The 24,693-nt window shown below is 69.6% G+C and carries 21 protein-coding genes and 2 pseudogenes; 16 read left to right on the plus strand and 7 right to left on the minus strand.

What is annotated here, in order from left to right:
* Both E1300_RS07570 and E1300_RS07575 read left to right on the plus strand, forming a co-directional pair.
* Positions 1 to 518: pseudogene (locus E1300_RS07570) on the plus strand (IS5 family transposase); the annotation flags it as partial.
* Positions 519 to 599: 81 nt separating this feature from the next.
* Complete coding sequence (locus E1300_RS07575; RefSeq protein ID WP_207399539.1) at positions 600 to 815, plus strand: sigma-70 family RNA polymerase sigma factor family protein; 216 nt, start codon at positions 600 to 602, stop codon at positions 813 to 815.
* Positions 816 to 2,946: 2,131 nt separating this feature from the next.
* Here E1300_RS07575 and E1300_RS07585 read toward each other — a convergent pair.
* A pseudogene (locus E1300_RS07585) lies at positions 2,947 to 3,393 on the minus strand (integrase core domain-containing protein); the annotation flags it as partial.
* On the opposite strand from E1300_RS07585, the gene E1300_RS49860 reads away from it, so the two are divergent.
* Entirely contained in the window at positions 3,368 to 3,757 is a 390-nt protein-coding gene (locus E1300_RS49860) for a hypothetical protein (protein WP_165502715.1), read from the plus strand. The pseudogene E1300_RS07585 and the gene E1300_RS49860 overlap by 26 nt on opposite strands.
* Positions 3,758 to 3,807: 50 nt before the next feature.
* Here E1300_RS49860 and E1300_RS07595 read toward each other — a convergent pair whose 3' ends face one another.
* From E1300_RS07595 to E1300_RS07605, 3 genes are all read right to left on the minus strand, one after another.
* Positions 3,808 to 4,104, minus strand: a complete 297-nt coding sequence (locus tag E1300_RS07595; RefSeq protein ID WP_131756161.1) for a hypothetical protein — start codon at positions 4,102 to 4,104, stop codon at positions 3,808 to 3,810.
* Positions 4,105 to 4,573: 469 nt separating this feature from the next.
* Positions 4,574 to 5,374: an alpha/beta fold hydrolase gene (locus E1300_RS07600; RefSeq protein WP_131756162.1), complete on the minus strand. Its 801-nt coding sequence runs from the start codon at positions 5,372 to 5,374 to the stop codon at positions 4,574 to 4,576.
* A 65-nt stretch (positions 5,375 to 5,439) separates the two neighbouring features.
* On the minus strand, positions 5,440 to 5,724 hold the full coding sequence (locus tag E1300_RS07605) for a hypothetical protein (protein ID WP_131756163.1): 285 nt from the start codon (positions 5,722 to 5,724) through the stop codon (positions 5,440 to 5,442).
* A 35-nt stretch (positions 5,725 to 5,759) separates the two neighbouring features.
* On the opposite strand from E1300_RS07605, the gene E1300_RS07610 reads away from it, so the two are divergent.
* The 9 genes from E1300_RS07610 to E1300_RS07655 all read left to right on the plus strand — a co-directional run bounded on the left by E1300_RS07610 (position 5,760) and on the right by E1300_RS07655 (position 16,074).
* Positions 5,760 to 6,479: a C40 family peptidase gene (locus E1300_RS07610; RefSeq protein ID WP_131756164.1), complete on the plus strand. Its 720-nt coding sequence runs from the start codon at positions 5,760 to 5,762 to the stop codon at positions 6,477 to 6,479.
* Positions 6,480 to 7,226: 747 nt separating this feature from the next.
* The gene (locus E1300_RS54190) at positions 7,227 to 7,850 is read left to right on the plus strand and encodes a dioxygenase (protein WP_207399540.1); all 624 of its coding nucleotides are present in this window, start codon (positions 7,227 to 7,229) and stop codon (positions 7,848 to 7,850) included.
* A gap of 645 nt (positions 7,851 to 8,495) precedes the next feature.
* Positions 8,496 to 8,978 (plus strand): FAD-dependent monooxygenase, encoded by a 483-nt coding sequence (locus E1300_RS53870; protein ID WP_370784518.1) that lies wholly within the window; start codon positions 8,496 to 8,498, stop codon positions 8,976 to 8,978.
* Entirely contained in the window at positions 8,969 to 9,898 is a 930-nt protein-coding gene (locus E1300_RS07630; protein ID WP_131756165.1) for a LysR family transcriptional regulator, read from the plus strand. Before E1300_RS53870 ends, E1300_RS07630 begins: the two co-directional genes overlap by 10 nt.
* A gap of 166 nt (positions 9,899 to 10,064) precedes the next feature.
* Positions 10,065 to 11,267, plus strand: a complete 1,203-nt coding sequence (locus tag E1300_RS07635) for an FAD-dependent oxidoreductase (protein WP_165502717.1) — start codon at positions 10,065 to 10,067, stop codon at positions 11,265 to 11,267.
* On the plus strand, positions 11,264 to 12,292 hold the full coding sequence (locus tag E1300_RS07640; RefSeq protein ID WP_207399541.1) for an alpha/beta fold hydrolase: 1,029 nt from the start codon (positions 11,264 to 11,266) through the stop codon (positions 12,290 to 12,292). Before E1300_RS07635 ends, E1300_RS07640 begins: the two co-directional genes overlap by 4 nt.
* 68 nt (positions 12,293 to 12,360) lie before the next feature.
* Complete coding sequence (locus E1300_RS07645; protein WP_207399542.1) at positions 12,361 to 13,530, plus strand: sugar ABC transporter substrate-binding protein; 1,170 nt, start codon at positions 12,361 to 12,363, stop codon at positions 13,528 to 13,530.
* Positions 13,527 to 15,062 (plus strand): sugar ABC transporter ATP-binding protein, encoded by a 1,536-nt coding sequence (locus E1300_RS07650; RefSeq protein WP_165502718.1) that lies wholly within the window; start codon positions 13,527 to 13,529, stop codon positions 15,060 to 15,062. The genes E1300_RS07645 and E1300_RS07650 overlap by 4 nt, the downstream gene beginning before the upstream one ends.
* 4 nt (positions 15,063 to 15,066) lie before the next feature.
* The gene (locus E1300_RS07655; RefSeq protein ID WP_131756168.1) at positions 15,067 to 16,074 is read left to right on the plus strand and encodes an ABC transporter permease; all 1,008 of its coding nucleotides are present in this window, start codon (positions 15,067 to 15,069) and stop codon (positions 16,072 to 16,074) included.
* A 416-nt stretch (positions 16,075 to 16,490) separates the two neighbouring features.
* On the opposite strand, the gene E1300_RS07660 is transcribed toward E1300_RS07655, so the two are convergent.
* Positions 16,491 to 17,918 carry a S41 family peptidase gene (locus tag E1300_RS07660; protein ID WP_131756169.1) on the minus strand — a complete coding sequence of 476 codons (1,428 nt, stop codon included), beginning with the start codon at positions 17,916 to 17,918 and terminating at the stop codon, positions 16,491 to 16,493.
* 284 nt (positions 17,919 to 18,202) lie between these two features.
* Positions 18,203 to 19,345 carry an ArsR/SmtB family transcription factor gene (locus E1300_RS07665; protein ID WP_131756170.1) on the minus strand — a complete coding sequence of 381 codons (1,143 nt, stop codon included), beginning with the start codon at positions 19,343 to 19,345 and terminating at the stop codon, positions 18,203 to 18,205.
* 108 nt (positions 19,346 to 19,453) lie between these two features.
* On the opposite strand from E1300_RS07665, the gene E1300_RS07670 reads away from it, so the two are divergent.
* A complete protein-coding gene (locus E1300_RS07670) occupies positions 19,454 to 20,596 on the plus strand; it encodes a serine hydrolase domain-containing protein (RefSeq protein WP_165502719.1) in 1,143 nt (380 codons plus the stop codon).
* 623 nt (positions 20,597 to 21,219) lie between these two features.
* Here the strand turns inward: E1300_RS07670 and E1300_RS07680 are convergent.
* The gene (locus E1300_RS07680) at positions 21,220 to 21,933 is read right to left on the minus strand and encodes a GntR family transcriptional regulator (protein WP_131756172.1); all 714 of its coding nucleotides are present in this window, start codon (positions 21,931 to 21,933) and stop codon (positions 21,220 to 21,222) included.
* A 171-nt stretch (positions 21,934 to 22,104) separates the two neighbouring features.
* Here E1300_RS07680 and E1300_RS07685 point away from each other — a divergent pair, with 171 nt between their 5' ends.
* From E1300_RS07685 to E1300_RS07695, 3 genes are read left to right on the plus strand one after another with little or no spacing between them, the layout of a single operon-like run.
* On the plus strand, positions 22,105 to 23,076 hold the full coding sequence (locus tag E1300_RS07685; protein ID WP_165502720.1) for an ABC transporter substrate-binding protein: 972 nt from the start codon (positions 22,105 to 22,107) through the stop codon (positions 23,074 to 23,076).
* Positions 23,073 to 23,903: an ABC transporter permease gene (locus E1300_RS07690; protein WP_131756174.1), complete on the plus strand. Its 831-nt coding sequence runs from the start codon at positions 23,073 to 23,075 to the stop codon at positions 23,901 to 23,903. The genes E1300_RS07685 and E1300_RS07690 overlap by 4 nt, the downstream gene beginning before the upstream one ends.
* Complete coding sequence (locus E1300_RS07695) at positions 23,900 to 24,667, plus strand: ABC transporter permease (RefSeq protein ID WP_207399543.1); 768 nt, start codon at positions 23,900 to 23,902, stop codon at positions 24,665 to 24,667. The genes E1300_RS07690 and E1300_RS07695 overlap by 4 nt, the downstream gene beginning before the upstream one ends.
* The last annotated feature ends 26 nt before the right edge of the window (positions 24,668 to 24,693 follow it).

Raw genomic sequence — 24,693 nt, forward strand, 5'->3', positions numbered from 1 at the left:
TGGAGGAGGTGGCCCGGCAGGCGAAGCACTAGGACGTTCCCGCGGCGGGCTGTCCAGCAAGATTCATCTGGCCGCCGACGGCCGCTGTCGGGTGCTGTCGGGTGCTGTCCTTCCTGGTCACTCCCGGTCAGTGGGGTGACAGCCCGCAGTTCGTCGCGGTCCTGGACGCCATCGGTGTCGCACGGCTGGGCCCGGGCCGCCCACGCCGCCGTCCCGATCATGTGCTGGCCGACAAGGCCTACTCCTCGCGGGCCAACCGGGCGTATCTGCGGCGACGCGGGATCGCGCACACCATCCCGGTGCCGGCCGACCAGCGGCAGCACCGCCACGACCGCGGACGCCGCGGTGGACGCCCGCCCGGCTTCGACCCCGAGCGCTACAAGCAACGCAACACCGTCGAACGCGCCATCAACCGCCTCAAGCAGTTCCGCGCCATCGCAACCCGCTTCGACAAACGCGGCTACCTGTTCACCGGCACCATCACCATCGCCGTCCTGCTCATCTGGCTACGCACCTGATCCAAGAAACAGGCTCTAGCCCGACGCGGCCCAGGACACCGAAGTGGCCGACACCGTAGCGGCGGCGACCTCAACGCGGTGATGGAGGTGCTCGCCCCGGACGTGACCCTCTGGTCCGACGGCGGCGGCAAGGTCACCGCCGCCCGCCGCCCCCTGCACGGTCCCGACCAGGTCGCCCGCTGGATGCTCGGCGTCATGGCCAAACCGCAGTCGGCCGACATCACCCTGCGGCCGGCCCCCACCAACGGCGAAACGGGTGTGCTGCTCTCGATCGGAGAACTGTTGTCGGCGCCGTGACCTTCGACCTGGTCGACGGCCGCATCCACAACCTGCGCATGCAGGTCAACACCGACAAACCCGGCGGCCTTCGCCCCAAGCTCCCCTGAACGTTTACCGTCGGCTGCCACGCCCCCCATGGCCAGCCGACACGCCGTACCATGACCTTGATGATCACTTGGTCGTGCAGGGGCCGGCCGTCCCTGCTCCCGCGCGGAAGGGGCAGGTCCGGACCGGCCTTGGGGGCCGATGGCTGCAGCCTGCTGGTCAGATTGTGCGCGATGGCGGTCACATAGGCGACCGGCTGATCGGCGTGGCGGCGCGACTGCGCTCAAGCTCCTACTGCCCCGGTGAATCTTGCAAAGTCACGCTGGCAAGAAGTCGAAGTCGACTCACGGAAGCTGACTTCCAGGGTCGGAGGTGCCGTCCCAGCGCGCCCCGGAGCTGCTCACCTTGGAGGGCGAGCAGCTCAACGAAGGACAACGCGGCGGATCGGCACTCGCGACAGTCTCGTCTACGTGACAATCGGGGCGCTGGCCCTGGTTGCCGGCTCAGCCGTGCAGATCCGGTCGACGGCTTTTCTGCTCATCGTCCGGCCCGTCTGCGTCATCTTGGGCGGACATACCTCTTGAACGATGACCGCATCCGGCAATCGGCTCGTACATCAGGGAGACCTGCCGGAATCTGGTCCCGGCCGGGAATGTGTTTGCGTTCCTGGCCGAGCACCGTGACGCGTTGGTCCCGGCGGGGATGTTCGCCGACATGTATCCCCCCGGCCAACGGGCGGCCCTTGATGTCGCCGCAGATCCTGGCCGCGGCGGTCCTGCTGTAGACGCTGCATGGGCTGTCGGACTTTGAGACGGTGCAGGAGTTGCGGTGTGATCTGCGGCGGAAGACCGCCTGCGGGCTGGGCTGCACGACACCGCCTTCGATGCGTCGCTTCCGGTGTATTCCGTCGCCAGCTGGGCGCGGTCGAGCCTATCAATCGGCATCGGTGTGCCGTCCCGGATGACGAATGCCTTGCCGGCCGCGATGCGCATGGCCGCGTGCAGGTCGGGTGCGAGCGCGGCGAGCAGTTCGATTACCTCGGTGAGGCAGCGGTGGGCGGTCGCCAGCCCGACGCCGGACGCGGCGGCCAGGGCGGGAAGGTCTCGTTGCGGCGCAGGTGCACCAGGACCAGCAGCGCTTGGCGCTCGGACGGCAGCGCCCGCCAGCGTGAACCGATCCGGCGTCGGTGTTCACGGACGAGGCCGGCCACGTATCTGCGGAAGGCGAGAGACAGGTCCAGCGCAGCGCGAGAGAACAGCACTGAAGCTCCAGGTGATGCGGTCAAGTGTTGGTCGACTCCGCATCTACCGGGAGCTTCACTGCTTGGTGGTCACAAGCGGCGAACCGTGCCCGCCTCGTGACCAGCGCCTCACGAGGGAAACGGCTCACGGGTAACGCTCACGGCGACCATGGCCTTCGAGTCTCCATCTGTATCATGACTCTGGGTTTCCCGTATACCATTTCCCCCTCGACCTCGTCGATCTCAGGGTGACGCTCCACCGCCACATCCAGCGTCGCGTTCCAGCGGCCTTCGAATCGCTTGCGGCCTCTGAAACCAACTTCAGAGTAATACTTCTTCGTCCGCCAACCAGCCTGTGCGGCACACTCCGACAAACGTGCATTGACCTGGCGGTCATTGCCGGTCAGCCGCAGTTTCCGCGTTATAGCCGCCCGATAATATCCGGAGAGGTCGCGGTAAGCTCCGCCGTCGGAATCGGTCCATGACCCGGGGGACGCCTGCCGCGGTTGCATCCCATCGACACGGCACCGGAGGAAGGCATCGTGCTGCAGGATACGCAGGCGGCGTAGATCTTCCGGGCCCGCACTGGAGCCGGGTATGACCGACGGGCTTGAGCCGACCCGATCCGAAGCGGAGCCGGATGCGATCGACGGGGTCGAGCCGGCCTGGTCTGAATCGCACCCAGCCAGCAACACGGTAATGACCAACGCACCGGCAGTCGACAGTCGCGTGCTAGCCGCGACTCCAGGATCGTAGGCCGATCTCACACGAGGTAGCAAAGGATCACCCATCACGTGAACAGTGCGCCTCTGGACGACATTAACCAGGTATTCGTGGATGTGGATCAGTCACATGACCAGTGAACTAGGTGTACTGCCCAGGGACGTTGGTCAACCTGGTGATGGGTGGTTTGCCGCCGGTTGCGGTGTGGGGCCGGTGGTGAATGTAGGAGTGCAGCCATGCTGGGAGGGCTTTGCGGCGGGCTTGTTCGGAGCGGTAGAAGCGGCCCAGGGCCCAGTCGTCGGCCAGGGGGCGGTGGAAGCGTTCGACCTTTCCGTTGGTCTGGGGCCGGTAGGGCCGGGTCTTGTTGGGCCGGATGCCGAGCTCGGCGTAGGCGTCGCGCCAGGCGTGGGACTTGTAGGCCGAGCCGTTGTCGCTGAGCACTCGCTCGATGGTGACGCCTCGGGCGGCGAACCAGGCGACGGCGTTGCGTAAGACCCCGATGGCGGTGGCGGCCTTCTCGTCGTCGTGGATCTCGGCGTAGGCCAGGCGGGTGTGGTCGTCGATGACGGTGTGCACGAACGCGATGCCGACCTGCGCCGCTGACCGGCCCTGCTGGTGCCCGCCGCCGCGGCCCCCCGCGACCGAGCCCGAGGACGTCCTCGCCGCCGAACTCATCGCCCGGGGGATCGTCCCCGCGCCTCGCCCCGCCAGCGCGGTTGAGTCGCCCGAGGTGTTCGCCGCCGAGTTCGCTGCCCAAGGCATCACGCTCAAGGGCGAGCTCGCCGCCACGGCGATCATCCCGGCGGCGATCCCCAGCATGTTGCCGCTCATCCAGGCCGTGGTGAACGGCAACGCCTCAGCCGACCAGCAGGCCCAACGACAGGCCGCCCGCAGCCTCCCACCCCTCGGCGAGACGCTCGGCGAACTCGACCACGTCCCCGAACCCTGGTAACAGTGGCAACCCGAGGAGAGCGGTCACGGGGCACGCTTTTGGCCGCGCGGTTAGCCACGATCATCTGGAGGGGGGTGGGGCTCCAGTGCATCGGGCCCAGGAGGCTCGGACCGGTTAGTGATCATGCGCAATAGCCGAAAGGCCCGCTCGGCCCGGGCGTCACTGCCGAACAGGATGATGAAGATGATCAGCAGGCCGACGAGGATCTCTATGACCGCCTCGGCCACGGCTGGCGTCGGGTTGACCAGGTAGCCCAGCGCAGGCGCACCGACGGCTCCGACGGTTAGCGTGGCCGTGCGCAAGGACGAGCGGCGCTCGGGAGTGCTAGAGATGTCCCGTCCGGCCATCGAGGCCTCCGTGGCTGCGGCGAATTCCCGCAATTACGGAGCGGGCCTTCCGTGTTCAGGAAGCACACCTAAAAGCCACCCCCTGAGGGGGCAGTGTCGAAGGTGTCTTTCCGACAGCCATGTCTGCGGAGGCCGGCGTAGGCCGAAAGGTGAAGGCGGAGGGTGCAGACGGGCCCTCCTGTACTCACTTCATGTTCTGCCTTTTACCCCGAAGGGCGCGACGATGAACAGACGTGTCCCTTTCCGGCAACCGGGACAGGCTCGCAGCCCGGCGCGGTCGTGACCCGGAGTTCTCGCGTCGGGCGCAGTCGGCGGACCGCGACGGCGACCAAGGTGCGGCCCACGCCACATCATCTTCCACGGCATCTCGGTCCTGGTCGGGTTGGAGCGCGCCTCGGTGTTCGGGGGCGTGCCGCTGCACGCGAGTGATCCCTGCCAAGTTCCAACAGCGGGGGGATGGTGTGCAGGGTCACTGGTTGAAGAAGTGCTGGATGACGGGGACGACTGCGTTCGGGTCGGCCACGTGTCCTTGGCCTTTGAGGGTCTGTCGGTGGGCGTGTGGAAGGCTCGCGGCGATGGCGTCTGCGGCGGCGTCGAGAGCCATGACCCATTTCGCGGCTCCGGCGGGGCGGTCGTCGCCGGTCAGTACCAGGGTGGGCTGGGTGATGTTCGCCAGACGCTGCGCCGGTGGAAGGCCGTCTCCGAGCGCGGCCGCATCGGCGGCGAGCGTGTGCGCCAGGGTCTCCAGCCCGGGCCAGAACGGTGAGTCCCGCAGACCGGCAAGGTCGGAGTCTGAGGAGCCGGTCACCCGCATGAACAGCTCAACGGCATGGTCACGGCGACCGGCGGCGAGCGCCGTGTGGAGATCGTCGACGTATTTCGACCATTGCCGTGGCCAGTCGCTGTCGATGGTGTTGTAGGGCACCTCGTACACGCCGATTCTGCCGGCCGGGCTTCCTGCTGCGGCGGCTTCCAGCACCAGGGCGCCGCCGGCGGAGACACCGTAGAGATGGGCTGTTCCGCCTGCCTCGGCGATCAACGCGTCCAGGTCCTCGATCTCACGAGACAGGTCGCAGGTCTTGGTGCTGATACTGTCGCCGCGCCCACGTCGGGCGTAGTTGTAGACGGTGAAGTGTTCGGCCAACGCCGACGCCAGCGGGGCGTTCTCCCTACCGTCGTCCAGGCTGCCACCCACCAGGATGACCGCCGGCCCCCGCCCAGCGCGCTCGTAGGCGATCGAGGCACCATCCTTCGATGTGACATAACCCACTGCTACTCCTCCAGCAAGAGACACCTGATGCTGGTTGGACCACGCAGAGACCCTGAACTCATCGCTCAGCCAGGGTGTGGATCCTCGGCCGTGCTGCTCCAGGTCAGGGCGAAGATCACATCCTCCCGTTTCGTCGGTTCCTCAATGCTCCGGCCAAGCCGCCGCAGATAGGCGGTGGCCGCCGCCCTCGGCCCGGCCTCGCAGAGCATGTCGGGCAGGACCGGCGGGCCAACCAGCATGATCGGCCCCTCACCGCACTCCGCGCAGTCGGCGACCAGCAATTCCCCCCTGGACGCCGCAGCCACCCGCCCCGGCCTGCCCTGGAACGTCCTGGCCGCGATCGGCAGCATCGAATCCGACCACGGCCGCTCCACCGCCCCCGGGCGTGCACTCCGGCCAAAACGCCGCCGGAGTCGGCGGCCCCATGCAGTTCCTCGCCGCCACCTGGGCCGCCTACGGCGTCGACGGTGACCATGATGGCCGCACCGACCGCTACAACCCCGCCGACGCCATCCACGGCGCCGCCCACTACCTATGCGCCAACGGCGCCGGAAACGGCGGCCACCACCTCTACCAAGCGATCTGGCGCTACAACCACGCCGACTGGTACGTCCGCAAAGTCCTCGCCCAAGCCCACCGCTACGCCAGCTTCACCCCCTCCGACAGTGGACGCGGTGCGATAGCGGTCCGGGCCGCACTGCGCTGGCTCGGCACCCCCTACGCCTGGGGCGGCGGCGGACCCTCCGGCCCCAGCTACGGCTTCGCTCAAGGCGCCGGCATCAAGGGCTTCGACTGCTCCGGCCTCACCCAATACGCCTGGGCGAAGGCCGGCGCCACGCTCCCGCGCGTCGCCGCCGACCAGTACAACGCAGGCCCGCACATCGCCCGCACCGCCCTGCAACCCGGCGACCTGCTCTTCTTCGCCACCCAATCCAGCCGTCCGGCCACCATCCACCACGTCGGCATCTACCTCGGCCACGGCCGCATGATCCACGCCCCACAAACCGGTGACGTCGTCCGCATCTCCCAGTTCGCAGGCAACCCCTACCGCGAACACCAGTACGCCGGCGCCACCCGCCCCACCACCCGCACCACGCTGACCTGACCGGAGGCACGCCCTTGCACCAGGACCACGACATCCACACCGCTCGTCCCATCGCCCGTCACCCCGGCCACCCACACCACGCTGCGCAACGCCCGGCCGCAAGATCCCACGACTCGGCCCGTCCCAGAACCAGCAAGAACTCGCCGTCGTGCGGGCCGCTGCGGGCCTTCAGCTTCGGCGGCGGCTGGCAATCCACCGCCGTCCTCGTCCTGGCCGCCCAAGGCGACCTGGACTTCCGCCGCTTCCTGTTCGCCAACGTCGGCGACGACTCCGAACACCCCGCCACCCCTGACCTACATCCGCGACCACGCCGCCCCCTACGCCGCCGCCCACGGCATCGAACTGCGCCAGCTCGTCCGCACCCGCCGCGACGGCACCACCGAAACCCTCTACGGCCGCCTCATCCGCGGATGCTCCCGATCCGGCGGAGGAGTGCACGAGGAGATGAGCCTGGGCGCCGGCTCCTGCGCTGCCTCCCACCCTCGGGCCCCGAGGGCAGCGCGGCCGCCGCCGGACCGGTGGTCATGTCGGCCGGGGAAGCGGCCCTGCAGAAGTGGAGCCAGGCGGTTCTGGCCGCCGCCTCGGCATGGCCCGTGCCTTCACCGAGCACCGGCCCCAGCCACCGATCAGTGCCCGGCTGACCGGGCGGACGGCTTCCCACTAGGCGGAACGCCGGTGGCGGCGCCCGCGGACTCGCAACAACAGTGAGCCTTGGCCGAGCAATCGACGAGTGAGCCAAGGAGGACGATGGGTGCCACGCCCGATGCGGGCTCGTCGGATTCCCGTCGGCCGACGGCGATGGACAATCGCTCACCCGAGGCCGGATCGGCGGATGTGGTGGCCGCGAGGATGGGCCCGGAGACCGATCCCCGGCTGCGGCGCATCCTCGGGTCACTCGTGACCCACCTCCATGCTTTGAAGGATATCCAGCCGATGAAAACGGAACGGGAGACAGACATCGGCTTCCTTACCGCGACCGGCCAGAAGTGCGACGACCTGCGGCAGGGATTCATTCTCCGCTCCGACGTCCTCGGGGTGCCGATGCTGGTGGAGACGATCAACCATCGTGCGGTGCGCGAGGCGACCGAGCCGACGATAGGACCGGGGAAGGCCGTCGCCCTGGACTCCGTGCCAACAGCCGGGCTCCGAACACCAGAACGATCAGAAGGACAGCATGGAAGCGATCGTCGTCGGTGGAGGTATCGGCGGTCTGGTGACCGCTGCTTTCTGCAGAGAGCAGGGATCCGGGCTCACGCGGACGAGCAGGTCTCCGCGCTCCGGCCACTGGGCGCTGGGATCGTGCTGGGCCCAACGCCGTCCGGCTCCTGCACCAGCTCGGCCTCATGGACGCCCTTGAGCGATGCGCGCTGAAGGTGTGCACTGGCTGGGAGTTCAGGCGCTGGCAGGACGGCAGGGTCCTGCTCTCGCAGGACATATCGAGGTGCGAGGAACTTCATGACGGAGCCGCGTGGTTCGCCCATCGGGCCGATCTGCTCGATGTGCTGATGAGCGCGGTGGCCCCGGGAACGATTCGCCTGGATCACCGCTGTGTCAGCCTGGAACTGGGTGCGTGCGACGTTTCGGTGACCTTCGCCGACGGCACGTCGGCGAAGGGAGACCCGCTCGTCGCGGTCGACGGGATTCACTGCGGAATACGGCACCACCCCGCGGGCGAGATCGCGGCACGCTACTGCGGGCTGTACGCCTGGCGGGCGACGATCCCCAGCGAACTGCCACCTCGGCGATATGGGGCTGCGACGCGGGCACCGTGGCGCGGCCCCGGCCGTCACCTGGTGCATTCTTCGGTCGCCGCAGGCCGCGATCACGTCGTGGCGTTCACCCCGGCCACGCCGGGAGAGACGGTCGAGTCGTGGACGGCGACCGGCGAGCCTGCGGACTTCCGGCGGGAGTTCGCTGGTTGGGTCCCGATGGTCGGCGACCTTCTCGACGCGATGACCCACGTGGGACGGTGGTCGGTGCTGGACCGGACACCGCTCTCCCGGTACGTACGGGCACATCGCCCTGCTCGGCGACGCGGCGCACCCCATGCTGCCCTTCTTCGCACAAGGCGCGGGACAGACGATGGAGGACGCGGCTGCCCTGGTCATGGGCATCGAAGAGGCTGGCGACCTCGCCAAGGCGCTAGCCGCCTACGAACGCGCTCGGGCCCCCCGAACGATCCGCGTCCAGGAGGCCAGTCATGACCGGGCGACCGGCAACCACTTCGTCGACGGGCCCGAGCGGCAAGCACGGGACCTGCCCTTCGCGAGCCAGGCCCCCCGAAGCACATGGCTTTCACAGTTACGGACGCACAGGTCGAGGCCGCGAGGCCCTGCACGCGTAACGCTCGTCCAGCACCAACTCGTCCAGGATCAAAAGCCGGGCCCGCCGGGCCTCCCGGCCCGGGGCGTACGTGGGGTACGTTCGACCGGCCGGCCGCGGGCAGGGAGGGCCGATGAGCGTGATCGAACGAACGTCCGGCGCCTGAGATGGAGCTGAGGAACCTGCGGCACTTCGTCGCCGTGGCGGACGCGCTGAGCTTCCGCGTGGCCGCGGCGCGGCTGCATCTGACCCAGCCGGCGCTGACCCGGTCGATCGCGGCCCTGGAACGCGAGCTCGGAGTCCGGTTGTTCGCGCGTGACAAGCGGCACGTGGCGCTGACCGCCGACGGCACCCGGCTGCTGGAACGGGCGCGGGCGATCCTTTCCGGCGCCGACGAACTGTCCTACACCGCCCATGTGCTGTCGGCCGCCTCGACGCGGCGCCTGCGAGTGGGCGTCTACGGCAACGGGCTGGCCGAGCTCACCCACCCGGTGCTGCAAACCTTCTGCGACCGCCACCCTGACACCGCCCTGGAAGTGCGCGACGCCGATTTCGCGTACGGCATCGACCCGCTGTTCTCCGGTCAGTTCGACGTCGCCCTGCTGCGTTCCCCCGTGAACCTGCCGATCCTGCACACCGTGCCGCTGTTCCAGGAGCCCATGGTCGTCCTGCTACCCGCCTGCGATCCGCGGGCCGGCGCGGCACCGGTCGACGTCAGCGACTTCTTCGCCGACCCCTGGGTGACCCATCCCCGCAGCATCCCGGCCGAGTGGGGCGCCTCGTGGCTGTTCGCCGAGCAGCGCGGTGGCGCGTCGGCGACCATCGGCGGCTACGCCCGCAACGAGGCCGAGTTCTTCGCCGCGGTGGCCTACCGCCGGCTGGTCGGACTCGTCCCGGCATCGGCACCGCGAAAAGCCTGCCATCCCGGGGTCCGGGCTGTTCCCACCCGCGTGGCGCATATGCTGCCCGCGGCGGTCGTCTACCCGGCCACCGGGTTCCTTCCCGGCGCCGCGGCCTTCGCCGAGATCGCCGCCTCGGTCGTCGCCCGCTCGCTGCACCTCGTGCCCGGCGCCGAGCCTCCCAACCCGACCCGCTGACGTGCAGGAAGGCACACGCGGTGCCTGATGCACGGCGTGCATCAGCAGGTGAGGGAACGGCATTGGACCGCGTAAGCGGACGTGCGTGACGCTACCTGAGCAGCACATCAGCCGACCCTGGCCCATCGCCAGATGCGCTCCGGCACCGCCCAGGACAGGAGTTCCCGTGCCCCATTCGCCCGTTATCGTCGTCGGCGGCGGCCCTGTCGGCCTCACAACGGCCTTCGGTCTCGCTCAGGCCGGCGTTTCCGAAGTGCTCGTGCTCGACCGCGACACCGCCGTCGGTACCGCGCCGCGCGCGATGGTCTACCTCTTCCCCGTGCTGGAGGGGTTCGACCGGCTCGGCCTGCTCGGCGACCTCCAGGCCGAGGCCGTCCGCGGGCCCGGCGTGACCTTCCTCGACCACGCCACCGGTGAGCACTTCCCCCAGATGGTGGACGTCCTCGAAGGTGTGGTCGCGCACCCTTACGCGCTGCACCTGGGACAGGACCAGGTCAGCCGGATCCTGCTGCGCAGGCTGGCCGACTTCCCCGGAGTGCGGGTCCGCTACGGCACCGAGGTGACCGGCCTGACCCAGGACGAGGACGGCGTGTCGGTGCGGGTGCGCACGGCCGAGGGCGAGGGGACCTTGCGGGCCGCCTGGGTGGTCGGCGCGGACGGCGCCGGCAGCTCGGTCCGGCGCGGCCTCGGCCTGGAGTTCGAGGGCTTCACGTGGCCTGACCGGTTCATCTCGACCAACGTCCGCTATGACTTCATGGCCCGCGGACTGCCGATCGCGAGCTGGCGGATCGACCAGGTCTACGGCGCGGTGATCGCGCAGATCAACGGCTCGGGCCTGTGGCGGTTCACCTTCCGTGAGGCCGGCGACCTGCCCGACGAGGGGCTTGAGCAGCGGATCCACGAGCACTTCGCCACGGCGCTGCCGGGGGGCGGGGAGTACGAGCTCGTGCAGTTCGCGCCCTACCGCATGCACCAGCGGGCGGCCACGACCTTCCGCGTCGGACGGGTGGTCCTCGCGGGCGACGCCGCGCATGTCACCAACCCGATCGGCGCCCTCGGCCTGACCGGGGGGTTCCTGGACGGCTTCGTGCTCAGTGAGGCGCTGGCCGCGGTGATCGCCGGGCAGGTCGACGAGTCCGTGCTCGACGCCTACGCCGAGGCCCGCCGCCGGGTGTTCCTCGACCGCGTGTCCCCGCGCGCGTCGCAGACCAAGCGGTTGGTGTTCGATCTGCCCCCGGGGCCGGAGAAGGAAGCCGCGCTGGCGCACCTGCGGCACCTGTCCACCGACCGCGACGCCCGCCGCGAGGACCAGCTCGCCATGCGGGCCATGGCGACGCCGTCGCTGCTCGACTCCGTGGATGCCCGGTGAGCGCCGCGCGCGGCTTCTGGATCACCGGCGAGGTCGTGGGCGGCGTGCAGCGCGGCCCCATGTGGGTCGAGGAACTGCCGCCGGAGGGCGCCGAGCGGAAGGCCGCGATCGTACTCGTCCACGGCGGGGGCGGGCAGGGCACCGACTGGCTGCTCACCCCGGACGGGCGCCCCGGCTGGGCGCCCCTCTTGGCCGCCGCCGGTCATCGCGTGCTCGTCGTCGACCGGCCCGGCCACGGCCGCTCGCCGTTCGACCCCGACGTGCTCGGCCCGCCGGGACGGACGTTCGGCGAGGAGCCGCTGCGCCGGCTGTTCCTCGGTTCTCCGGACGGCCCGCCGCTCCCACCGAACACTCGCTGGCCCGGGGCGCTGGACGGCTCCGATGAGGTGTTCGCCCAGTTCGCCGCCTCCCAGGGACCGATGACGACCGATCCCTCGGTGACGCACGCCCTTGAGCGGGACCGGCTGGCCGCGCTGCTCGAAAGGATCGGGCCGGCCGTCCTCATCGCCCACTCCGCGGGTGGCCCCGGTGCCTGGCTTGCCGCGGACGCCCGGCCGGACCTCGTCCTCGCCTTCGTGGCCGTGGAAACCCTCGGTCCTCCGTTCGTCGGCCAGCCCGGCGTCCCCCTGCCCTGGGGACTGGCCGCCGCGCCGCTGACGTACGACCCGCCGGCCGCCGACGCCGCCGAGCTCCGCACACGCCTCGACGCGGACGGGCCGGTGCCCAAGGCGCTGCAGGACGAGCCGGCCCGGCGGCTGGCATCCCTCGCCCGGCTGCCGATCGCCGTGGTGACCGCGCAGGCATCGCCCTTCCGGCTCTTCGACGGCCACCTCATCGAATACCTCCAGCAGGCCGGCTGCTCTCCCGAGCTGCTGCGCCTCGCGGATGCCGGCATCGACGGCAACGGCCACGCGATGATGCTGGAGCGCAACAACGCCGAGGTCCTCGCCGTGATCACCGGCTGGCTCGCCGGCCGCGGGCTCGACGTCCCCGACTCCGGAACCGGGCAGCACATTCCCTCCTGACCCGGCACCGGAAACCCGACCACCTCTCCACGGTCCGTCGTCGACGGCCACCCACCGAAGGAGACCCCTTGCGCACCTCCGCACTCACCGGCCCCGCCGGGCTGGCCGCGGCCGGGCTCACAGCGCTGATCTGCCTGACCGCCTGCGGCGCCACCGGCACCGTGGGCTCCAGCGGCACCACCTCCGCGGCGCCGTCGTCCGGACCGGCCGCGCAGGCCCTCTCCGCCGCCTACAAGGGCGTCGTGGGAACGCCGCCCACCGAGCCGGTGCCGGTCCGCAAGGGCGTCAAGGCGTGGGTCATGAGCTGCGGCCAGGAACTGCCCACCTGCTCCACGTCGTCCGATGCCGTGAAGGAGGCCGCCACCGCGATCGGGTGGAGTACCAGCATCTGCGACGGCAAGCTCAACCCCCAGGGCTGGGCGGCCTGCATCCGCGAGGGCACCGCCCAGCACGCCGACGTCATCTTCGTCATCGGCCAGGACTGCTCCAGCTTCGAGGGCCCGCTGCGGGAGGCCCGTGCCGCGCACGTGACCACCATCGGTGTCGGCTCCAACGACTGCGACGCCCAGGGCGGAGAGAGGCTCTTCGGCGCGACCACCCAGCGTTTCGAGGGCATGACCAACCAGCAGTGGTGGAACAAGCTGGGAGCCTTGCAGGCCGACTACCTCATCGGCCGGACCGGCGGCTCGGCGAAGGTGCTTGAGGTGACCTTCGCCGACTCGTTGTGGGGACGGTGGATCAAGGAAGGACTGACAGACCGGCTGGCCACCTGTACGGGCTGCTCGATCGTCGGGGAGTTGCAGCTCACCAACGCCGACGTCGCGTCCAACACCATCGGGCAGAAGTTCTCTTCGGCGCTGCTGAAGGCCACCGGCGCCAACGCCGTCGCCGTTCCGCTGGACCCATGGTTCCTGGCCGGCATATCCCAGGGGATCCGGTCCTCCGGCCGCTCCGACCGGCTGACCGTCGTCGGCGGATTCGGGCAGCAGGCCAACCTCGACCTCATCCGCGGCGGTCAAGGCGAGGACGCCACCATCGCCTTCGACCAGATCTGGGACGGCTGGGGCGCCGTGGACACAGCGCTGCGGGTGCTGGCCGGACAGAAGGCACTGCCGGCCGGCATCGGGCTCCAGGCCGTCGACACCGGCCACAACCTGCCCGCGGCCGGGCGGCCGTTCGGCTACATGCCGACGGTCGACTTCCGGGCCCTCTACCAGAAGACATGGACCCGCACGTGACGGCGCCGACGCAGGCGGCCCTGGTCGCACGCTCGGTCACCAAGGCGTTCGGTGGCACCCTGGCGCTGGACGGGGTCGGCCTGATCGTCCGCGCGGGCACCATCCACGCCCTGCTCGGCGGCAACGGCTCAGGCAAGTCCACTCTCATCAAGTGCCTGGCCGGGGTGTACCGGGCCGACGGCGGTGAAGTGAGCATCGCAGGCCGCACCCTGGAGCTCGCCGACATGTCACCGCCCCGCGCCCGCGGCGCCGGACTGCGCTTCGTCCACCAGGACCTCGGGCTGTTCGACGAACTGACCGTCGCAGAGAACTTCGCCCTCGACAGCGGGTTCCCGATCGCCCGAGGCGGCCGGATCCGCTGGGCGGCACTGCACGAGCACGTCACCGGCGTGCTGGCGGACTACGACATCGACGTCCGGGCCCGCGATCTGGTGGGATCGCTGCGGCCCAGCCAGAAGACGATGATCGCCGTCGCCCGGGCACTGGCCGACCAGGTCGCCACCGAGCACGTGCTGATGCTGGACGAGCCGACCGCCACCCTGCCGGAGCGTGAGTCCCGGGAGCTGATGCGGGCCCTGCGGCGGCGCGCCGACCGCGGGCAGACGATCGTCCTGGTAAGTCACCGCCTCGGGGAGGTCGAGCAGGTCGCCGACGCCGTCACCGTCTTCCGCGACGGCCGGGTGGCGGCCGAGCACACCGGCCCCGGGCTGCGGGCGGCGGAGATCTCGGCGATGATCGCCGGCGGCGCGTTCGCCGGCCTGTCCGGCGGGCCGCGGCCGTCGCGTCCGGGCGAGCCGGTCCTGGTCCTCGACCGGCTCTGCGCCGGCGGGGTCCGCGAGGTGAGCCTGACCGTGCGGCGCGGCGAGATCGTCGGCCTCGCGGGGCTCGCGGGCGCCGGCAAGTCGACCCTCCTGCGCGCCGTCTTCGGGAGCCGGCCGGTGACCGGCGGCACGATGCGGCTCGCCGGCCGCCCGCACGCCCCCCGCTCACCGCGGGACGCCATCGCCATCGGGATCGGTCTGGTTCCCGAGGACCGGCACGCGGAGGGCATACTCGCCGACCTCACCGTGCGCGAGAACGCCTCCGTACCGGTCCTGTCGCGGTACTGGCGCCGGCGGCTGTTCATGGACCGCCGGGGCGAACGGCTGGACACCGCCGCCCTCGTCACCCGTCACGCGGTGCGCACCGACGGCATCGAGACGGCCGTCGGCAAGCTGTCCGGCGGCAACCAGCAGAAGCTCGTGCTCGCGGCCCGGACGCGCCGCCGCCCCGCGCTGCTCCTCCTGGACGAGCCGACCCAGGGCGTCGACGTCATGTCCCGGGCGGAGATCTACGCGACGCTCCGCGACCTGACCGCGAGCGGCTGCGGAATCCTCGCGGCCTCCACCGACCTCGACGAGCTGCTCGTCCTCTGCGACCGCATCCTGCTGCTCTCGGGCGGCGTCGTGGCCGGGGAGTTCGACCCGGCCGTGCACTCCCGCGAGGAGATCGTCTCCGCCGTCCTCGATGACACCGACCCCACGAGGGACTGATCCGATGCCTTCGTCCTCCAGCCCGACATCCTCCCCGCCCGCCTCCGCCCCGGCCGGAGCGGCGACGGCGCACCGATCCCCGGCCGAGGTCCTGCACCACCTCGAACGGCTCGCACTGCCGGTGCTGCTCGTCATCGTGGTGGTGTTCTTCTCCCTCTTCCCGCCGACGCGAGACCTGTTCCTCACCACGGACAACATCAGCGTGGTGCTGGCCAACCAGTCCGTGGTGCTGCTGGTCGCGGGCGCGCTGCTGTTCCCGCTGATCTGCGGGCACTTCGACTTCTCCGTCGGTGCCACCGCGGTCTTCGCCAACATCGTCTGCGCGGCCGCGATGAGCGACTTCGGCTGGGCCGCCTGGCAGGCGTGCGGGCTGGCCCTGGGCGCCGGCGCGCTCGTCGGTCTCGCCAACGGTGTGGTCGTCGCCCGGTTCCGGATGAACTCGTTCGTCTCGACACTGGGCATGGCCACCGCGCTGAACGGGATCATCCAGTGGTACACGGGCGGACTGGCGATCATCGGCATCGACCGCCGGATGACCACCTTCGGTTCGACGACCTGGCTGGGGTTGCCCCTGGTGGTGTTCGTCGTCCTCGTGGTGCTGCTGCTCGCCTGGTACGTGCTGACCCACACCCCCTACGGCCGTTCGCTGTACGCGCTCGGATCCAACGCCCGCTCGGCGGTGCTGGTCGGTCTCCCACAGCGTGGCTACACCCGGACGGCCTTTATGCTCTCCGGCGCGGTCGCGGCGGTCGCCGGGACGGTGCTGACGGCGCGGACCGGCGGGGCGAACCCCGACAGCGGCACCTCGCTGCTGTTCCCCGCGCTCACGGCGGCCTTCCTCGGCACCACCGGCTTCCAGCCGGGCCGCTTCAACGTGCCCGGCACCATCGTCGGCGTCCTGTTCGTCGCCGCGAGCGTCTCCGGCCTGACCCTCAGCGGCGCCGACACCTGGGTAACAGCGGGGGGTATCTCTCCTAGTACTCCAGCTGTAGATCGCGATCTTGGTGCTTGAGTGGCTTGTCGGTGGTAGCGGCTGGCCCGGCATCGGGCCTGGTGACGGCGTCGCCAGTGGGACCAGCCGAGCCGATGGGCCGGGCCATGGCCGGGCCGGACGACGAGCGCGGTGAACAAGTGCGGGCGAGCATGGCGAGGGCGACCCAGCTGTGCCAGGACGTCCAGCCTCTGACCTGGTCTCCTGGCGCCGGGACGCGTCGCCATCGGCGCTCTTTGGGGCGCCATCACGATCACCGCTGCTCATCACATATCAGTGTGTTGGGCGAAGGGCAGCCGATCCTTTGGTGCTCAGTGGGGGCGGCCCATAGGGAGCCCCTCGCTTCAGTTGGTGCGTGCACATCTTGCGATCGGCCGTCGGCCGCTGCCCACGGAAGGAGCGGGTTGCCGGGGGCTGAAGGGCAGGACGACGGGAGCTCAGGAGGTGAGCAGTGAGACTGCCTGGTCCACGGCGGGGTCCTTGCCCTTGGAGACGTCTGCTGCGGTCAGCGGTCGCTGGTGGTCGGGGGAGGTGCCGATGGTGTCGATGATTTCTCCGTTGGCGCCGAGTGCGTGCTGGGCGGGGAGGGTGAGGGTGCTGGTGTTGTCGTTGAGTTGGTAGTCGAAGGATGGGCCTGAGGAGGCGCCTGCCGTGCGTGTGCCCACCAGCGTGCCCAGCCTCAGGTCTTTGACGGCCATGGCGAACAGGTCGCAGGTGGAGGCGCAGTTGCCGTCGGTGAGGGTGACCATGGGCAGGTGCAGCAGCGGCGTCTTGTTGTCGACGGGCTGGGGGTCGCACTTGCCGTCGGCGTCGCAGAAGCTGACGTAGTTGGTGTCGTGGACGAAGGCGCCCAGCAAGGTGGCGGCCTCGGCTCCCATGCCGCCGGGGTTGCCGCGCAGGTCGATGATGACGCCGGTGATCTTCGTCTTCGCTTGCAGGTCGGTGATGGCCTTGAGTGCTTCCTGGGCGACGCCGGGATAGAACTGGCCGAACTGGATCTGGGCGATGCTGCCGTGTACCAGCTTCGCCGACACGCGCGCCGGTGAGGTGGGCAGCTCGCGGGGTGTGATGGTGAAGGTCCGGGTGCGGCCGGTGGACGGGCGTTGCACGGTGATGCGGACCGGCTTCCTCGTGGAGGAGGCTACGCGTAGGTAGTCCATGACTCCGGCGTTGAAGGTGCCGTCGCTGAAGGGCGGCACGCCGTTGACGGCGCGGATGACGTCACCGGGCTTGAGCCCTGCCGTGGCGGCGGGGGAGTCGGCCGTGACGGCCTTGATGAACAGCGGGACGGTGTAGCGGGAGCTGTCGCCGCCCGGGTCGTTCTGGTTCAGGGTCAGGCCCAGGCTCAATGACTGGGTGGCGGCCGTCCGGTAGCGGGCGTGGTTGTCGTGCAGGGCGGCCACCATGCCCTTGATCGCCGCGACGGCCAGGGCCGAGCGCACCGGCTGCTGGTCGGACGCGGCGGCCAGCACCGAGCCGAGCCGGGTGCCGAACACCGTCCAGTCGTTGTCGCGGTCGCCGCTGAGTGCCGGCATGGCGGCGTCCGGCTGGTCGATGCCGCGCTTGATCAGTTCCGTCACCACAGAGTCGAACGCGGACTGCAGGAGCTGCCGGTGGTCGAGCTTCGAACTCTTGTAGTAGTTGTCGAGGATGCAGTAGTACGCCTGCTGCACGGTGCTGACCGAGGTGGGCGCCGGGTCTGCGGGCGTGGTCATGGGACCGGTCACTTTTACGCACGGGCTCGGCTTGGCGGCCGCTGGTGCGGCTAGGCGCGGGTTGGCGGTGGCGGTCGCGCCCGCCGCGATGACACCGGCGGTCACCGCGGCGCTCACCACCGCGATGAGGTTCTGTCTGGTCGTTCTCACGCTGTGCTCCTGTGTGCTCTGGTCAGATGAAGGGGAGCCGAAGCCTGGCCAGGCGTTGGCGGGAGCTTTCTAACGAGCGGCGTGTTTCCTCGCCGTTATCAGTAGCCGGTGACCGGATTGTGTCTCACATTGAGGCGCAGGGGCGTACAAGGACGCCGATCGTGCGAGTGGCAGCCGCCGGTGGTGATCGTCGAGATGCCCGGAGCCGCGGGACAGGCGCGAGTACGGCAATCGAGCCGTGGGCGCTGCTCGGCCGGCCGATTCCCGCAATCGTGGAACACGGATCAGCCCAACAGCCTCTCCAGAGCTCGTGTGAGTCTGCCTTGGGCGGCGCGTACCAGCCGATAGTAGACGTAGTAGCTGTGGCGCTCCGGCTCTGCCCAGCCAGCCTCGGCCAGAAGTTTCAGGTGCCGGGAGACGGCCGCCTCGGTAAGCCCGATCAGGCCGGCGATCTCGCTGGTGGAGCGCGGTCGCTCGGCAAGGAGCTGGAGTATCTGCAGCCGGGCCGGGTGGGCGGCCGCGCGCAGCAGTGTGAGCAGGTCCTCGGAGGGGACCGGCGGGTGCGCCTGGCGTTGCATCGCCTCCAGCGCGTAGAAGATCTGCACGCTCTGCCGGTCGTGCCCCGCCCGGCGCTCCCGCTGGCCGACGATGGTGACCAGTGGCCAGGCGAAGTGAGACGGCACGAGCAGAAGCCGGTCCTGCTCGGCGAGGGTGATCTCCATGGAAGCGGCGTCGGCCTGGCTGCGGGTCAGCGTGAGGGACACCTCGTTCCCCTTCTGGACGACCCGCAGGTGCGGCGCGAGGTCCTCCAGCATGGACGCCAGGCCGCGTTGGTACCCGGCGCGACTGCGTGCGGCGATGTCGGCCAGCAGGTGCCGCTCCAGACTCGGCCACTCGGCGGCGAGGCAGACGTCCCAGTAGGCGGTCAGGAAATCCGCGAACCGCTTGCGGGAACGTTCGGGATCGTCGAAGAGCTCTCGCAGCACGGGCAGCGAGGCCGGATGCCGGTCCCGCACCGCCTGCTCCGCTCGCTCGCGCAGCGCGGGGTCGGCATGGACATCCTCCAGCCGGACACGGGGAGCGCGCCCGTTCGCCTGCAGAGCTTCAGCGACCAGGTGCTCGGCGTAACACTCCACCGGAGCCTCGTGCAGCGCGGCCAACTCCTCCGGCCACGACGACACCTCGTCCGGACCCCAGATGCGGGGCAAGGACAGCGGGCGGCCCTGGCACCAGAAGGCGAACCGGTCGACTTCGTCCTTCAGATCGGCGCCCAGGTGCTCGCGGGCCCGCAGAGCCCAGGAGATGTGCAGCGGATGCCGCTTGACCGAGCCCAGCACGTGCAGGCTGCGCAGCGCCTCGTGGGCCGGTGAGCAGCCGAAGGCCACCGCGTCCCGGGCTGTCGTGTCCAGGCGTACGCACACGTTCATCGTGACACTCCGGAAGATCCGATCAACATGATCGTCAATCAGTTGGATGGGGCCGCGCCGGTGCCTTACGGTCCCTCAGTAATCGCTACCCGAGAAAGGATCTTATCCATGGCCGTCAGTCGTAGGGATTTCATGGGCGGGGCACTGATGCTCGCGGCAGTTTCCGCCTGCCAGCCGATGGCGAAAGCGGGACTGGCGGGCTCCGCTTCCACGCAGAGCGAGTGGCACACTATTCGCACCTACTTGAAAGAGTTGGCTCACGCCGGGAGATTCACCGGGACAGTCCTGGTGACCCAGAACGGCAGGCCGGTGCTCCATGAGGCCTACGGAATGGCTGACTCGGCAAAGAACGAGGCCAATACGCCGGGCACCAGATTCAACATCGGATCGATGAACAAGATGTTCACCGGCGTCGCCGTCGCCCAGCTCGTACAGAAGGGCGAGCTGTCCTTTCAGGACACCGTCGGCAAGTACGTGGCCGGGTTCCCGAGTGAGATCGCTGACAAGGTCACCGTCCACCATCTGCTCACCCACACCGCCGGCCTGGGGGACTTCACGCACCGGGAGGGCGAGAAGGGAGGGCTCGACGTCGACTCCATCATGCAGGAGATCGTCAAACAGCAGCTCAAGTTCGAGCCGGGCTCGCGTTGGGATTACAGCAACGCGGGCTTCATCGTCCTGGGAGCGATCGTCGAACGCCTCAGCAAGCAGGACTACAACGGCTACATCCGCAGGCACATCCTCAAGCCCGCCGGCATGCACGACACCACCTTCGGCCCGTACACGCCGTCCAAGGTCGCGCACATGGCCCACCCCTACGCGCTGTTCGACGCCGACGGGAGTTGGATCGGAGGGCAGTCCTCGCCTGACGGTTCCATTCCCGAGGGCGAGTGGCGCGACGTCGGTGACCAGCCTGACGGGGCGACACCCTCAGGCGGCGCGGTCTCCATGGCGGGCGACGTTCTCCGATTCTCGCGCGCACTGCAGGGGCACAAGCTTCTCAACGCCGAGCTGACGACGACCGTCATGGAAGGCAAGGCGCAGATGGGTCCCGGCGCCGAATACGGATACGGCTTCATCAATCAGTCGCACAACGGCGTCCGGTTCGTTGGCCACAGCGGCGGAACCATGGGTTACGGAACCGTTCTTGAGATGTACCCCACCAAGGGCTGCACCGTTATCGTCCTGACCAACAAGGACCTGGTCATGAACGAGCCGCTCAAGAAGATCCGAACCCTGATCACGACTTAGGAGGAGAGGCAGAGCCGCCTCAGGACTTGTCCTGGGAGACCGTCTGCCAGGGCGGCGGCTCGTGGGACAGCCGGCGCCGAGCGCATCCGGCCGCACCCAGTACGCCAGCGCGTTTACGATTTCCCGGTGCAGATGCGCCGGGGGCCGATCACTGCCTTCCGGGGGCTGGAACCAGCAGTGCGACCAGCACCACTCGGCACCGGGAAGGCAGCCGGGCGCGGGTGACGGGCTGGCATCACTCTCCCATACCCAGGATGCGGCACCCTTCAGCACGCCTGACCAGCAGTCCGGTCCTGCTGCCCGGTCCAGCGTGCGCCTCACTGGGCGGAGCGGCCACGGGTGAAGACGGCGACGTGCTGCACCCGCATGCGCCTGCGGCGGTCGTCGTTGCCGTTCCGGGTCGAACCGGGCAGCATGCCGGTGCCGCGCCTCGGGCGCCGAGCGGTGAAGTGACGCCGCGCTGAACACCGTGTCCGACGTGATGAATCGCTCGTCACCGTCGAGTGGGCCGAACGCAGCAGCAGGGCCGACCATCCTGCCGGGACAGCAGCGTCATGCACGGCATCGGACACGATCAGCCGAGCCTCGCGCCGTGGGGTGTCGCCACCGGCCGTTGCCAGTACTCACGTGCACGAAGGTAGTCCTTGGACATGGTCGGCGACCGCCAGGACCGTTGCGAGCGAGGACCCGGGCTCGATGCGGTGGTCGTCCGGCATCATGGCCTGGTGGGCGGTGAGGATATGGTCGCGAGTGGCGGCGGCCGCGGCGGCCGCGTCGCGCTCCTCGCAGGCCCGGAGGATGGCCTCGTGGTGCGGTTGCGCGGGACCTTGTCGCAGGTCGAAGTGCATGCGGATACGTTCGGCCTGGCTGGCGAGGTTCTCGATGACGCGCAGCAGCGCCGCGTTGTCGGCGCGCCGGTAGAGGGTCATGTGGAAGCGGCGGTTCAGCTCGTTGAACTCGCGCTGCGCGTAGTCGCCCTTGAGTGACTCGGTGAGCTGCGTGTGCGTCTCGCGCATGTCGGCGATGTCCTGCTCCGACAGGCGTGGGACGGCAAGGGTGGCAGCCAGCGTTTCCATGTGGATGCGCAGGGCTGCGATCTCCTCGGCGACCCGGAGGTCGATGCCGGCGACCACGACGCCGCGGTAGGGCAGCCGGTTCACCAGGCCCTCGCTGTCCAGCCGCAGGATCGCCTCGCGCACCGGGGTGCGGCTCAGACCGAGATCGGCGGCGATCTCGGTGGGGTCGAGCTTGTCTCCGGGGGCCAGTTCGCCGGAGACGATGCGCTCCTGGAGGTGTTCGAACACCAAGTCGGCGGCGCGTCGCTGGATGCTGGCCATAGGTCTCTCTTCTCGGCTGTCTGAGGGAGGCCGCCGGTGGACCGGCGTCACTCCAGGGATCAACTTAGCCCCTGTGCAGGGCCGACAGCAGGTCGACGGAGCCTTGCTCAGCAAGAATATCCAATGTTTAATGTCCTGGACATCCGCTCGGGTGGATGTCGAGGAGGACGTATGAATCGCAGGAACTTCCTGGTCAGCACGGCGGGCATGGTCGTGACGGGCCTCGTGGCCGCGTGCGGAGGCAACGCCGCACAGGGCGGAGGCACCTCGTCGGACGGGCGCAAGGTGGTCAACGTGGGGGTCACCCCGCTGCTGAACGCGGCGCCCCTGTATCTCGGGATCAAGAAGGGCTTCTTCGGCCAGGAGGGGCTCGCCGTCACGGCGAAGACGATCCAGACGGCGGCCACGGCCATCCCGTCGATGCTGAAGGGCGAGCTGCAGTACGCGCTGGTCTCCACCGTGCCCGCCATCAACGCCCGGGCGCAGGGCCTCCAGATCAGCATGGTGCTGGGCAACGACGTCTACGCCCAGAAGGCCGAGGACGACGGCTCGGCGTTCCTGGTCGCCAAGGACAGCAGGATCAAATCCTCGGCGGACCTGGCTGGTACGACGATCGGGATCGTCGGGCTGAGATCCATGCCCGAACTCGCGGCGCGCCAGGCCATGCGGAAGGCGGGCGCCGATCCGGACTCCGCCAAGTTCGTCGAGCTGCCCTACGCGGAGATGATCTCGGGTGTGAAGCAGGGGCGAGTGGACGCCGCCCTCGCGGCCGATCCGTTCCTCGGGCAGGGACTCGACCAGGGACTGCGCGCGGCGGGCTCGCCGTACTCGGAGGCCTTTCCCGCTGTGACGGGCTTGAGCTGGATCGGCGCCGGTCAGTACCTGAAGGGCGACTCCGACGCCGTCCAGCGATTCGTGCGGGCCATGACCAAGTCCGTCCAGTACTGCGCGGAGCACCCGGACGAGGTGCGGGCCCAGGCCGGCACGTTCACCAAGATCTCCGCAGCGGCGCTTCCGAAGGTGCGGCTCCCGGTGTTCTCCCCGCGGCTCGACCAGGCGCAACTGCAGAAGATCGCGGACGCGATGGTGGCCGAGAAGTTCGTCACCAAGCGGCCCGACCTCGGGGGACTGGTGCTCTCATGACGGCCGCGACCGGCACTCGTGCGCGCGGGGTCGCACGGCGTGCCGGCGGTGTGCCGGGCGGTGCCCGGCGGGTCTGGGCGGTCAAGGCCGGTTTCGTCGCGCTGCTCGCGGCCGTGTGGGAGGCCGCCGTACGGTTCGGTGACCTCGGGACGTTCCCGGCGCCCACCGAGCTGTGCCGCGCCCTGACCGACCTGGTCGGCGACGGAGAGATCGGCGGTCCGGTGCTGGACACGCTGACCTCGTGGGCCCTCGGCCTGCTGGTGTCGGCGGCGATCGGCGTGCCGGTCGGGCTCGTCCTGGGGGTGAGCGCGAGCGCCTACCGCCTCTGCCGGTTCCTGCTGGACTTCCTGCGCACCATTCCGTCGCTGGCCCTGGTCCCGCTGGCGGTGCTGCTCTACGGCTCCGGGCTCGGCAGCAAGATGCTCCTGATCGTCTTCACCTGCGTGTGGCCTATCCTGCTCCAGACCGTGTACGGCGTCCGGGACATCGACCCCGTGGCGGCCGAGACGTGCCGTTCCTACCGCATCCGGCCGTCTCACCGGGCGCTGTTCCTGATCCTGCCGAGCGCCGCGGGCTACCTGGCGACGGGCGTGCGCATCGCCGCCGGGGTCAGCCTGCTGATCTCCCTCAGCGCCGAGATCATCATCCCGTCGCCCGGCATCGGCCAGGCCATCACCTCGGCGCAGCTCGGCGGCGCGATCCCCGCCATGTACGCCTGGATCGCGGTGGCCGGTGTGCTCGGCGTGCTGATCAACCTGCTGTTCACACGGGTGGAACGCCGTGCGCTGCGCTGGCACCCGTCGCAGCGGCAAGGAGGCGGCAGATGACCCGGATGGTTCGCGTACTCCGGACGCTGCTGTGGGAGTTCAGTCTCCCCCTCGTCCTGATCGTGGTCTGGTGGGGCGTCTCCGCGCGGAGCGGCTCCCTGTACTACCCGCCGCTGTCGCGGATCCTCACCCGGTTCCGCGAGCTGTGGCTGTTCGACCGGTTCGGCAGCGATTTCGTCCCGAGCCTGGTCAACCTCGCGGTCGGGTACCTGTCGGCCGTGGTCGTCGGCATCGGCCTCGGTGTGGCGATGGGGCTCACCCGGTGGTTGCGGGAGGCGGTCAACCCCGTCGTGCAGTTCCTGCGGGCCCTGCCCGCCGTGGCGCTGCTGCCCCTGGCCATCCAGTTGCTGGGCATCGGCTGGTCGATGAAGGCGGGAGTCATCTTCTTCGGCGCCCTCTGGCCGATCCTGCTCAACACCATCGACGGCGTCCGGTCCATCGATCCCCTCGTCACCGAGATGACCCGCTCGTACCGGATCACCCGGCGGGAGCGGATCCGGCACGTGGTCCTGCCGGCCGCCGGCCCGCAGATCTTCGTCGGGTTGCGCGCCAGCCTGTCGGTGGCCGTCATCCTGCTGCTGGCCAGCGAGCTGGTCGGCTCGTCGGCCGGGGTCGGGCACTTCGTGCTGCAGGCGCAGCGCCAGTTCAACATCACCGACATGTGGGCCGGGATGGTGCTGCTCGGACTGCTCGGCTACCTGCTCAACCTCGGGTTGCAGGTCATCGAGCGTCGTGTCCTCGGCTGGCACATCAAGCGGCGCTGAGACCGTCCCCCCGCCGACGGCCGCAC

This window comes from Actinomadura fibrosa, assembly GCF_900659615.1.
In the GTDB taxonomy this organism is placed as follows: Bacteria; Actinomycetota; Actinomycetes; order Streptosporangiales; family Streptosporangiaceae; genus Spirillospora; species Spirillospora fibrosa.